Consider the following 10,468-nt stretch of genomic DNA (forward strand, 5'->3'; position numbering starts at 1 on the left):
ACAGTTCTGTGATTTGCCTCACAGGTAAAGGTGTGTGGTCTGTGTTAGGAATGCGCAACTCCGCAGGTGGCACCACCCCTCGCCACCTTCGGGGGCGGCCGGGCGAGACCCGGCCGTACGACCGAGGTGATCACTCTCCGAGTCCGCGGAGACCTTCACCCGCTCGCCGATCGGACAACGGCGTTCGCTCACAGACCGCACACCCATACCGGCACGCCTCCCGCACGCCGGTCCTGCGCACCTGAGGTCCCCACCGTGTCACTCGATTCCTTCACCCAGTCCGTCGACGAAGCCGTCAGCGGATTCTTCGAGCCGATAGCCACCTGGCTCGGCGAGCGCGTCTTCTACTCCGTGCCCGTCGCCGGCGCCGAGCTTCCGCTCATCGTGGCCTGGCTCGTCGTCGCCGGCCTCGTCTTCACCGGCTGGTTCGGTTTCATCCAGCTGCGCAAGTTCCGCCTCGCCGTGAACGTGGTGCGCGGCAAGTACGACGAGAAGGGATCGGCGGGCGAGGTCAACCACTTCCAGGCCCTCACCGCCGCCGTCTCCGGCACGGTCGGCCTCGGCAACATCGCCGGTGTCGCCGTCGCCGTGTCCATCGGTGGCCCCGGTGCCACCTTCTGGATGGTCCTGTGCGGCCTGCTCGGCATGGCCACCAAGTTCGTCGAGGTCACCCTCGGCGTGAAGTACCGCGAGGTGCACGCCGACGGCACCGTCTCCGGCGGCCCGATGCACTACCTGCCCAAGGGCCTGGCCGAACGCTTCGGCAAGAACGGCAAGACCCTCGGCAAGGTCCTCGCGGTCCTCGCCTCCTTCATGGTCCTGTTCTTCGGCCTCTTCGGCGGCAACCTCTTCCAGGTCAACCAGTCCTACGCCCAGCTCGTCTCCGTCACCGGCGGCGAGAACGGCATCATGGGCTCCTCCGCGGGCGCCCTGTTCTTCGGCATCCTCATCGCCGCCATCGTCGGCATCGTGCTCCTCGGCGGCATCCGCTCCATCGCCTCCGTCACCAGCAAGCTCGTCCCCGCCATGGCCGGCATCTACATCGCCGCCTGCCTCGTGGTCATCACCGTCAACGTCACGGCCGTCCCCGCCGCCGTCTCCACGATCATCGAGGGCGCCTTCAACCCCCAGGGCGTCGCCGGCGGTGTCCTCGGCGCGCTGATCATCGGCTTCAAGCGGGCCGCGTTCTCCAACGAGGCCGGCCTCGGCTCCGCCCCGATCGCCCACTCCGCGGTCAAGACGAAGCACCCCGCCAGCGAGGGCCTGGTCGCCCTCCTGGAGCCCTTCATCGACACCGTCGTCATCTGCACCATGACCGCGCTGACCATCGTCATCGCCAACCCCGCCAGCTACGTCGAGGTCCGCAGCGGCGGCGACTCCATCGGCGGCGTCACCATCACCTCCGACGCCTTCGGCACGGTCCTGCCCTGGTTCCCGTACATCCTCACCATCGCGGTCATCCTGTTCGCGATCTCCACCGTGCTGACCTGGGGCTACTACGGCCTCAAGGCGTGGACGCACCTCTTCGGCCGCAGCCGCGCCAGCGAGATCACCTACAAGGTCGTCTACACGGTCTTCGCCGTCGCGGGTGCGCTGCTCACCCTGAAGACCCTGATCGACATGGCCGACGCCGTGCTCTTCATGCTCGCCGTCATCAACATCATCGGCCTGTACCTCCTCGCCCCCGTCGTCAAGCGGGAGCTGAACTCCTTCCTCGCCTTCGCCAAGCGCCGCGACGCCGGCCTCGGCACCGACGAGGACACCGACGGGGACACCGACCAGGAGCCGGTGAAGACCACCGTCTGACCGCCCCCCCGGCGGCCCGGCTCCCGAGGGTGCCCGTGTCCACCTCGCGCCTTGGAGGACACGGGCACCCTCACCTTTTCGCTTCCGTCACCCACCGCAGGACGCCCTGGTGAGAGCCACAGTCAGCCGATAGGCTGTGAAGAACGCATCAAGATTCACGATGCTGGTGTGCCGGGAAGTCTGGTCGGCGTCCGTGGGCCTGTGCGCCCGTCTGCCGATACGCCCCGGAGGAACTCTCCCCATGACTCAGGCGCGCCCCCGCAAGACCGTCTTCGGACTCCTGCCCTGGCCCGAACGCCAGGCGATCGCCGAGGCGCTGCGCACCGAGACCGTCGGCGGACTGGTGCTCCTTGCCGCTGCCGTGGTCGCCCTGGTCTGGGCGAACAGCCCGTGGAGCGACGCCTACGAGTCGATACGGGACTTCCACTTCGGCATACCGGCCCTCGGCCTCGACCTCTCCGTGGGCCACTGGACCGCCGACGGCCTCCTGGCGGTCTTCTTCCTCGTCGCCGGCATCGAGCTGAAGCGCGAACTCGTCGTCGGCGAGCTGCGGACCCCTGCCACCGCCGCATTGCCCGTCGTCGCCGCCCTGTGCGGCATGGCCGTCCCCGCCGTCCTCTACGTGCTCACCGCGAGGGCGGGTGGCGGCTCGCTGGAGGGGTGGGCCGTGCCGATGGCGACCGACATCGCCTTCGCCCTCGCCGTCCTCGCGGTCATCAGCACCCACCTCCCCTCTGCCCTGCGCGCCTTCCTGCTCACCCTCGCGGTCGTCGACGACCTCGGCGCCATCGTCATCATCGCGATCTTCTTCACCTCCGACCTGAACCTCTGGGCCCTCGGCGGGGCGTTCGCGGGCCTCGTCCTCTTCTACGTCCTCCAGCGCTTCCGGGTCCGCGGCTGGTGGTGGTACGTGCCGCTCGGCGTCGTGATCTGGGCACTGATGTACAACTCCGGTGTCCACGCCACCGTCGCCGGCGTCGCCATGGGCCTCATCCTGCGCACCGTCCGTGACAAGGGAGAGGACGCGTCGCCGGGCGGCCGGGTCTCCCACCTCGTCCACCCCTTCTCCGCCGGCGTCGCCGTTCCCCTCTTCGCCCTCTTCGCTGCCGGCGTCAGCGTCTCCGGCGACGCCCTCCGGCACGTCTTCACCGACCCCGAACCCCTGGCCGTCCTCATCGGCCTTGTCGTCGGCAAGATCCTCGGCATCTTCCTCGGCACCTACCTCGCCGCCCGCTTCACCCGCGCCGAGCTCAACCCCGGCCTCGCCTGGGCCGACGTCCTCGGGCTCGCCACCCTCGCCGGCATCGGCTTCACCGTCGCCCTCCTCATCGGCGAACTCGCCTTCCCCGACCCGGCCCAGGCCGAACACGTCAAGGCCGCCGTCCTCATCGGCTCCCTCACCGCCGCCGCCCTCGCCGCCTTCCTCCTGCGCCGCCGCAACCGCACCTACAAACGGCTGTACGAGGCCGAGAACCGTGACGAGGACGGCGACGGCATCCCCGACTGCTACCAGACGGACGCTGCTCCCGGGCGCGGCAGGTGACAGGCGAGTTCGCCTCGGCCCTGCTGGGGACAGCCGTGGTCGTGGCCGTCCTCGTGATGCGTACCGCCTTCCGTGAAGCGAAGACGCCTGGGAGCGCCCGCGAGGCATGGGGGTTCCTGCGCGAGCCACGCGGGTTGGTGACGGTGTTCGTGGTCGTCTGCGGGCTGTCCGCCGTCACCTGGACCGCCGCAGGCCCCGCGTACCTGCCCTGGGCTCTGCTCGCGGGGTTGCTCGTGGCACAGATCTTCAGAAGCCCGCGGGCATGACGCGGGCCCGGCTCGATGTCGTGGAGACGGCCGCCGGCCGGCCACCGGGTTCGTCCCCTCCCCGGGAGGACGACGAGCCGAGCACCGCGGTCAGCAGCAGGGCCAGCAGGGCGACGGCGCCGAGGACGACGGCCAGGACCACCCGACGGTCACGTCGAGGCGTCGGTTCGGCGAGCCGGGCGCCCTGCTGCTCGGCCAACCGCTGATTGAGCGTGTCCATGCGGGCGACGAGATCCGGATCGTCCCGCGAGAGATCGCGCTCGATCGCCGCCAGGCTCCTTCGGTCATCCGGGAAGTGACTCATGGTGCCCCTCCACCGACTGCCGCGATGGGCTTCCTGACAGGCGTGTTCCCGCCGGACTCCGGTGGCACCCGTGGATCCCCCGAAGATCCGAGGAGGTGGCGGTCACAGGCGGTTCCAGGTCTCCCAGCCTGCCGTTCCCCGGCAATCAGCATGCGCGTGTGATGCGGATCAGGGCCCTGTCAATGCCGCGTAGGGAAGGTGTAAGTTTCCCTGAGGTGTGCCGGGAAGTCTGGTCGGCGAACCAGGGACACGTGTCTTTTCTGCCGATCGGGGGACCTCCTGCCATGGTGCTCGTCGCCGTCTTCGGGGCCGCGCTGCTCGTCGCGGTCCTGCTGTCCGGGCTCGCAGCCCGCACCGTCCTGTCGACATCGCTGCTCTTCCTCGTGGGCGGAGCACTGGTCAGTGACGGCTTTCTCGGACTGATCCACATCACACCGGAGAGCGAGATCGTGTCGGTCACCGCCGACCTCGCCCTCTTCGCCGTCCTCTTCACCGACGGCATGCACGTCTCCTTCGCCAAGCTGCGGGCCAACTGGCGCAACCCGGCCCGGGCGCTCGGCCTTGGCATGCCGCTCGCCTGCGTCGGCATGGCGCTGGTCACCCACTACCTCGTGGGCCTCGACTGGACGACCTCGTTCCTCGTCGGTGCGGTCCTGGCGCCGACGGACCCGGTGTTCGCCTCCGCGATCGTGGGCCGCAAGGAGGTCCCGGCCCGCCTGCGGGAGCTGCTGAACGTGGAGAGCGGCATCAACGACGGTCTCGCCCTGCCGGTGGTCCTGATCCTCATCGCCGCCGCCGGGCCGACCGCCGCGGGTGCGGAAGCGTCGTACGGATCCATCGCCCTGGAGCTCGGCCTCGGTCTGGCCTTCGGCGTCCTGCTCCCGCTGATCGTCAACGGGCTCGTACGCCTGCCCCACCTCGGCGCCGAGCCCAAGCTGCAGCCCCTGCTGCCGCTGGCCACCGGGGTCATCCTGTACGCCGCCTGCCACCTCACCCACGCCAACCCCTACCTCGCGGCCTTCTCCGCGGGCGCGGTCCTCGCCTCTGTCGCCCCGGAGTCCCACAAGGCGTTCGAGCCGCTGGGCGAGGCACTGGCGGAGCTGGCCAAGTTCGCCGCACTCCTGGTCTTCGGCGCCCTGCTGACCCCGCAGCTGTTCGGCGACCTGTCGTGGGGCGGCTACGTGGCCGCGATCCTCGCCATCGTGCTCATCCGGCCCGGCTCGCTGCTGCTCTCCCTGTGGGGCACGCGGATCGACCGCAGGGAGAAGCTCGTCGCCGCCTGGTTCGGACCGAAGGGCTTCGCGTCGGTCGTCTACGGACTGCTCGTCCTCCAGGCCGGCATCCCGCAGGGCCAGGCGGCGTACACGCTCATCGCCGTCTGCATCGCCTTCTCGATCATCGCCCACAGCAGCACCGACGTCCCCATCGCCCGTCTCTTCCACGTCGACGACCTGGTCGACACCGGCGTCGCCACCACGTCTTCCTCCGGGAAGAAGGTGAGCACCAGCGAGGTGGTTCCGCGTGCGCGCACGTGATCTCGTGTGGCCCTGCACTCCCATCCCTCTCGACGCCTGTCTGGAAGAGGTCGTGGAGCTGCTGGTCCGTGAACGGTCCCCGGCGCTCGTCGTGGTCAGCGCGGACGGCCACCCGCTGGCCGCCGTCCAGCCGACGACGATCCTCAGCGCCGCCCTGCCCCGGCCCGTGCGGGACGACCCCCTGCTCGCCGCAGTCGGGGACCGGGCCTTCGACGAGACGGTCCGGGCCAGGGCCGCCGCCTTGCTGCTGGTCGACATCCTGCCCGCGCGCTCGCCGGTACCGCCGGTCGTCAGCCCCGATGCGTCGCCCCTGCACATGGCGGCCGTCATGGAACGCACCGGGAGCCAGCTCGTCGTCGTCGTGGACTACGAGGACGACCGGCCGCACCTGCTCGGCACCGTCGACGCCACCACCCTGCTCCAGCACTACTTCTGAACCGGCCCCGGCCGTAAGGGATTCGTCATCCGCTACGCCTTCTCCGCAGCGGGCGGGTCGCGTTGGATGGGGGCAACAGTGATGTCGAACCGGAGGAGAACACCGTGGGACGCCGAAGCAAGTGGGCACTGTGGGGCGGTGTCGCCGCGGTGGTGGCGGCCGCAGCCCTGATGTGGTTCAAGCCGTGGACCCTGTGGGTGGACGAGACGGTGAACGAGGCTCTTCCCACGAGCGCGCCCCCCACCGAGGCAGCGGTCCCCACCGCCCCCACCGCCTCCGCCACCACGTCGTCCGCCCCGGCACCGGCCGGTCCGACGACCGTCGCGGAGGGATCCTTCATCAGCCACGAGCACGACACCTCCGGCACGGCGAAGGTGGTCCGTCTCGCGGACGGCACCCATACCCTGCGGATCGAGGGGCTCGACACGAGCAACGGACCCGACCTCCGGATCGTCCTGAGCGACGCCGCGGTCGTGGAAGGAAAGGCCGGCTGGCACGTCTTCGACGACGGCCGTCACGTCACGCTCGCCAAGCTCAAGGGAAACAAGGGCGACCAGAACTACGCGCTGCCCGCTGATGTCGACTGGTCCCAGTACACCAGCGTCAGCATCTGGTGCGACCGCTTCGACGTCTCCTTCGGCGCCGCCGCCCTCGCACGTATCTGACGGGAGGACCGCCCGGCGCCGTCGGACGGCACCACCCGGGCGGTCGGCTCTGCGAGCGGGCGCTCACCGGATCGTTCCGAGGAAGGCCCGGGTCCGCTCGTGCTCCGGGGCGTCGAGGAGTTGTCCGGGCGGTCCCGCTTCGAGCACGTGCCCGTGGTCGAACATCAGGATCCGGTCGGAGACGTCCCGGGCGAAGCCCATCTCGTGGGTGACGCAGAGCATCGTGATGTCGGTGCCGGCGGCCACGTCCCGCAGGACGTCCAGGACCTCCGCCGCCAGCTCGGGGTCGAGTGCGGAAGTGACCTCGTCCAGAAGCAGGATCTCCGGGCGCATCGCGAGCGCGCGGGCGATGGCGACGCGCTGCTGCTGGCCGCCGGAGAGCCTGGTCGGGTGGGCGTCCTCCTTCCCGGCGAGACCGACGAGGCCGAGGAGCTCCCGGGCACGCGCGGCGGCCGCGTCCCTGTCCAGTCCCAGGACGTGCAGCGGTGCCTCCATGACGTTCGCCAGGACGCTCATGTACGGGAAGAGGTTGAACTGCTGGAACACCATGCCGATCCGTCGGCGGCGCGGGGCCAGATAGCGCTCGCTCGCCGGAACGAGCTCCCCGCCGGGGCCGAGCTGCATGTGCGAGAAGGGCTCCCCGTCCACGTGGATCACGCCGTCCGTGACCCGCTCCAGCGTCATCAGGAGCCGCAGGATGGTCGTCTTCCCGGAACCGCTCGGGCCGATCAGGGTCACCTTCTCTCCGGAGGAGACCGCCAGGTCGAGCCCGTCGAGGACCGTGAGTTCACCGAAACGCTTCGTGACCCGGGTGAAGCGGACCTTGTCCGAAGAGCCGGACACGTGCGTTCCGGCGGTGATCTCAGTGGGCAAGGCGGGCCTCCGGTCGGCGGGCGAGCAGGGACGTCGGCCGGCTCGCCGGCAGGAAGACGGCGGCGGCCAGGGTGAAGCTCTTCAGCACGGCGCGGTACACCTCGGAGAGGCAGGTGGCGTCATGCAGGCCCAGGACCGTCACGCTGTGCAGAGATCGGCGGTGCGCAGGGTGCTCGGCGGTACTTCGCGCTCGGTGAAGCCGTACTTCCCGATCAGTCGTACGTAGCGGGCCGGGTCGCCGGCGATCTTGGTGAGCTCGGTGTCGAACGCGTCGCGCAGCGTTGTGGCGCCCGGCCGGAAGACGGCCCCGCCAGGGCTGTACTGCTCGACGTCGTCGATCTTCGGCACGAACGGCTCCAGGACCTCCACGGCCTTGCCCTCGTTGGTGCGGGCGAGCCAGCGCAGCGAGATGCCGGTGAGGGCGAAGGCGTCGATCCGGCCTGCGAGCAGGGCGTCGAGGCCGTCCTGCTGCTTGCCCAGCGTTCTCACCGAGCCCTCCGGGACGCCCGCCGCCTTCGCGTACGAGGCTTCCACGGCGGCGGTGAGGACACCTACGCGCGCGTTCTTCGCCGCGCAGGAGGCGAGGTCGCTCAGGCCCTTCGGGTTGCCCTTGCGGACCATGAGCGCGGTGGGGGAGACGAACTCGGGTTCGGAGAAGGCGACTTTGGCGCAGCGTTCGGGGGTGATGGCCATGCCGGCGCTGACGACGTCGAACCGTCCGGCGAGCAGTCCGGGGATGAGGGCGCCGAACTCGGTGAGGGTGGGCTTGAGTTCGGGTATGCCGAGGGCGGTGAAGATCTCCCGGTGGAGGGTGGGTGCCTCGCCGGCGAGTTCGCCGCCGTCCTGGAAGCCGTACGGTGCCTCGCCGGCGAAGCCGACCCGGACGTGGCCCTGCTTCCGCAGCTTCTCCAGCAGGTCCGCGTCCCCGCCGGGGCCGTCGGCGCCGATCTCGGTACGGGTGCAGGCGCCGAGGAGGGCCGGGGCGGCGACCAGGGTTCCTATGCCCAGCGAGCGGGTGAGGAATCGGCGGCGGTCGAGGGAGGGGAGCCGGTCCATGAGGCCCTTTCCGCGTCGGAGGTTCACTCGGAGGTCCACCGGGATCAGCCGAGGGGGGTGGTCTCGCGGGCGGCGATGTAGGAGGGGCGGCGGACGGGGGCGGCGAAGGGCAGTTCGGGTGCGTTTTCGACGCTGTTGAAGACGAGGAAGACGTTGCTGCGGGGGAAGGGGGTGATGTTGTCGCCGGAGCCGTGCATGGCGTTGCAGTCGAACCAGACGGCGGATCCGGCGTCGCCGGTGAAGTGTTCGATTCCGCAGGCTTCGGCGAAGGTGGTGAGTGCCTTGCGTGAGGGGGTGCCGGCGTCCTGCATCTGCAGGGATCGCTTGTAGTTGTCCTTGGGGGTCTCGCCGGCGCAGCCGAGGAAGGTGCGGTGGGAGCCGGGCATGATCATGAGGCTGCCGTTGGTGGTGAAGTTCGGGGTCAGTGCGATCGACACCGAGACGGTGCGCATCAGGGGGAGTCCGTCTTCGGCGTGCCAGGTCTCGAAGTCGGAGTGCCAGTAGAAGCCGCTGGCGCCGAAGCCGGGCTTGACGTTGATCCGTGATTGGTGGATGTAGACGTCGGAGCCGAGGATCTGTCGGGCGCGGTCGACGAGTCGGGGGTCGGTGGCGAGGCGGGCGAAGACCTCGCTGATCCGGTGGACTTCGAAGACGGAGCGGATTTCCTGGGTGCGGGGTTCGACGATGGCCCGTTCGTCGTTGCGGAGTTCGGGGTCGGTGACCAGGCGGTCGAGTTCCGCGCGGAGTTCGGTGACCTCTTCGGGGGTGACGAGGGCGTCGACGGCGAAGAAGCCGTTGCGCTCGTAGTCCTCGAGTTCGCGCGGCCAGAACGGGCCGGGCGTGCCCTCCTCGGACCAGACGACGGGTTCCTTGCGGTAGACGAGGGCTTCCTCGGTGCCGCGGGTGGGGTACGGGTCGACGGGGCGGGCGGGGGCGGTGGTCATCGCGGTGCGGGCCTTTCTCGTACGTACGGGGGAGGGGCGGTCGATCGGGGGGGCAGGCGTCGCCCGCCTCGGGCTCGGTCAGCGTGTCAGGCGGTGTGGCGGACGGCGCGGGCGAGGATGCCGAGGCCCTCGTCGAGCTCGTCGTCGGTGACGGTCAGCGGCGGCAGCAGCTTGACGACCTCGTCGCGCGGACCGGAGGTCTCCACGAGCAGGCCCAGCTCGAAGGCGCGTTCGCAGACGGCCCGGGCCCGCCCTTCGTGCAGGAACTCCAGCCCCCACGCCAGGCCGCGGCCCCGGTACGAGATCCCGAGGCGCTCATGTCCTGCCGTGAGCTCACGCAGGGCGCTCTCGACGCGTCCGGCCTGTCGGAGGGTGCGGTCGCGGAGGGTGGAGTCGCGCCAGTAGGTGTCGAGGGCGGCGGTGGCGGTGACGAAGGCGGGGTTGTTGCCGCGGAAGGTGCCGTTGTGTTCGCCGGGCTGCCATACGTCGAGTTCGTCGCGGAACAGGCACAGGGCCATGGGCAGTCCGTAGCCGCTGATGGACTTGGAGAGGGTGACGATGTCCGGGGTGATGCCGGCTTCTTCGAAGGAGAAGAAGTCGCCGGTGCGGCCGCAGCCCATCTGGATGTCGTCGACGATCAGGAGCATGTCCCGGCGGCGGCACAGGTCGGCGAGGCCGCGCAGCCATTCGGCGCGGGCGACGTTGATCCCGCCTTCGCCCTGGACGGTCTCGACGATGACGGCGGCGGGGTGGTCGAGGCCGGAGCCGGAGTCCTCCAGGAGGCGTTCGAACCAGAGGAAGTCGGGGGTCCTGCCGCCGAGGTAGTGGTCGAACGGCATCTGGGTGGTGTGGGTCAGCGGCACGCCCGCGCCGGCGCGTTTGCCGGCGTTGCCGGTGACGGCGAGGGAGCCGAGGGACATGCCGTGGAAGGCGTTGGTGAAGGAGACGACCGTCTTTCGGCCGGTGACCTTGCGGGCGAGCTTCAGGGCGGCTTCGACGGCGTTGGTGCCGGTCGGGCCCGGGAACATCACCTTGTAGGG

General features: G+C 70.1%; 12 protein-coding genes. 6 read left to right on the top strand and 6 right to left on the bottom strand.

Going from position 1 to position 10,468, the window contains the following annotated elements; translation table 11 throughout:
• Positions 1-255 precede the first annotated feature (255 nt).
• From HHL19_RS16065 to HHL19_RS16075, 3 genes are all read left to right on the top strand, one after another.
• The gene (locus tag HHL19_RS16065; RefSeq protein ID WP_169089988.1) at positions 256-1,806 is read left to right on the top strand and encodes an alanine/glycine:cation symporter family protein; all 1,551 of its coding nucleotides are present in this window, start codon (positions 256-258) and stop codon (positions 1,804-1,806) included.
• Between the two features lie 241 nt (positions 1,807-2,047).
• The gene (gene nhaA / locus HHL19_RS16070; protein ID WP_169089990.1) at positions 2,048-3,349 is read left to right on the top strand and encodes a Na+/H+ antiporter NhaA; all 1,302 of its coding nucleotides are present in this window, start codon (positions 2,048-2,050) and stop codon (positions 3,347-3,349) included.
• The gene (locus HHL19_RS16075) at positions 3,346-3,615 is read left to right on the top strand and encodes a hypothetical protein (RefSeq protein ID WP_169089992.1); all 270 of its coding nucleotides are present in this window, start codon (positions 3,346-3,348) and stop codon (positions 3,613-3,615) included. The genes nhaA and HHL19_RS16075 overlap by 4 nt, the downstream gene beginning before the upstream one ends.
• Here HHL19_RS16075 and HHL19_RS16080 read toward each other — a convergent pair.
• On the bottom strand, positions 3,596-3,919 hold the full coding sequence (locus HHL19_RS16080; protein WP_169089994.1) for a DUF3040 domain-containing protein: 324 nt from the start codon (positions 3,917-3,919) through the stop codon (positions 3,596-3,598). The two genes, HHL19_RS16075 and HHL19_RS16080, sit on opposite strands and share 20 nt — an antisense overlap.
• Positions 3,920-4,203: 284 nt before the next feature.
• Here HHL19_RS16080 and HHL19_RS16085 point away from each other — a divergent pair, with 284 nt between their 5' ends.
• The 3 genes from HHL19_RS16085 to HHL19_RS16095 all read left to right on the top strand — a co-directional run bounded on the left by HHL19_RS16085 (position 4,204) and on the right by HHL19_RS16095 (position 6,555).
• Positions 4,204-5,454, top strand: coding sequence for a cation:proton antiporter (locus HHL19_RS16085; RefSeq protein ID WP_169089996.1), 1,251 nt, complete (start codon positions 4,204-4,206; stop codon positions 5,452-5,454).
• The gene (locus tag HHL19_RS16090) at positions 5,441-5,890 is read left to right on the top strand and encodes a CBS domain-containing protein (RefSeq protein WP_169089998.1); all 450 of its coding nucleotides are present in this window, start codon (positions 5,441-5,443) and stop codon (positions 5,888-5,890) included. The genes HHL19_RS16085 and HHL19_RS16090 overlap by 14 nt, the downstream gene beginning before the upstream one ends.
• A gap of 170 nt (positions 5,891-6,060) precedes the next feature.
• A complete protein-coding gene (locus HHL19_RS16095; protein ID WP_169090134.1) occupies positions 6,061-6,555 on the top strand; it encodes a DM13 domain-containing protein in 495 nt (164 codons plus the stop codon).
• A 63-nt stretch (positions 6,556-6,618) separates the two neighbouring features.
• Here the strand turns inward: HHL19_RS16095 and ehuA are convergent, their stop codons facing one another.
• The 5 genes from ehuA to HHL19_RS16120 all read right to left on the bottom strand — a co-directional run.
• Positions 6,619-7,428, bottom strand: coding sequence for an ectoine/hydroxyectoine ABC transporter ATP-binding protein EhuA (gene ehuA, locus HHL19_RS16100; RefSeq protein WP_169090000.1), 810 nt, complete (start codon positions 7,426-7,428; stop codon positions 6,619-6,621).
• Positions 7,418-7,570 (bottom strand): hypothetical protein, encoded by a 153-nt coding sequence (locus HHL19_RS16105; RefSeq protein WP_169090002.1) that lies wholly within the window; start codon positions 7,568-7,570, stop codon positions 7,418-7,420. Before HHL19_RS16105 ends, ehuA begins: the two co-directional genes overlap by 11 nt.
• Positions 7,567-8,484: an ectoine/hydroxyectoine ABC transporter substrate-binding protein EhuB gene (gene ehuB / locus HHL19_RS16110; RefSeq protein WP_169090004.1), complete on the bottom strand. Its 918-nt coding sequence runs from the start codon at positions 8,482-8,484 to the stop codon at positions 7,567-7,569. The genes HHL19_RS16105 and ehuB overlap by 4 nt, the downstream gene beginning before the upstream one ends.
• Before the next feature lie 44 nt (positions 8,485-8,528).
• The gene (gene thpD / locus HHL19_RS16115) at positions 8,529-9,428 is read right to left on the bottom strand and encodes an ectoine hydroxylase (protein ID WP_169090006.1); all 900 of its coding nucleotides are present in this window, start codon (positions 9,426-9,428) and stop codon (positions 8,529-8,531) included.
• A gap of 86 nt (positions 9,429-9,514) precedes the next feature.
• On the bottom strand, positions 9,515-10,468 hold a 954-nt coding region (locus HHL19_RS16120), incomplete at its 5' end, for a diaminobutyrate--2-oxoglutarate transaminase (protein WP_169090008.1).

It is taken from the genome of Streptomyces sp. R302, from assembly GCF_012927245.1.
In the GTDB taxonomy this organism is placed as follows: domain Bacteria; phylum Actinomycetota; class Actinomycetes; order Streptomycetales; family Streptomycetaceae; genus Streptomyces.

Bases quoted from the DNA above. Each gene is read 5' to 3' on its own strand.
- nhaA (WP_169089990.1), top strand. From the start codon at position 2,048: ATGACTCAGGCGCGCCCCCGCAAGACCGTCTTCGGACTCCTGCCCTGG.
- ehuB (WP_169090004.1), bottom strand. From the start codon at position 8,484: ATGGACCGGCTCCCCTCCCTCGACCGCCGCCGATTCCTCACCCGCTCG.
- HHL19_RS16095 (WP_169090134.1), top strand. From the start codon at position 6,061: ATGTGGTTCAAGCCGTGGACCCTGTGGGTGGACGAGACGGTGAACGAG.
- HHL19_RS16080 (WP_169089994.1), bottom strand. From the start codon at position 3,919: ATGAGTCACTTCCCGGATGACCGAAGGAGCCTGGCGGCGATCGAGCGC.
- thpD (WP_169090006.1), bottom strand. From the start codon at position 9,428: ATGACCACCGCCCCCGCCCGCCCCGTCGACCCGTACCCCACCCGCGGC.
- HHL19_RS16085 (WP_169089996.1), top strand. From the start codon at position 4,204: ATGGTGCTCGTCGCCGTCTTCGGGGCCGCGCTGCTCGTCGCGGTCCTG.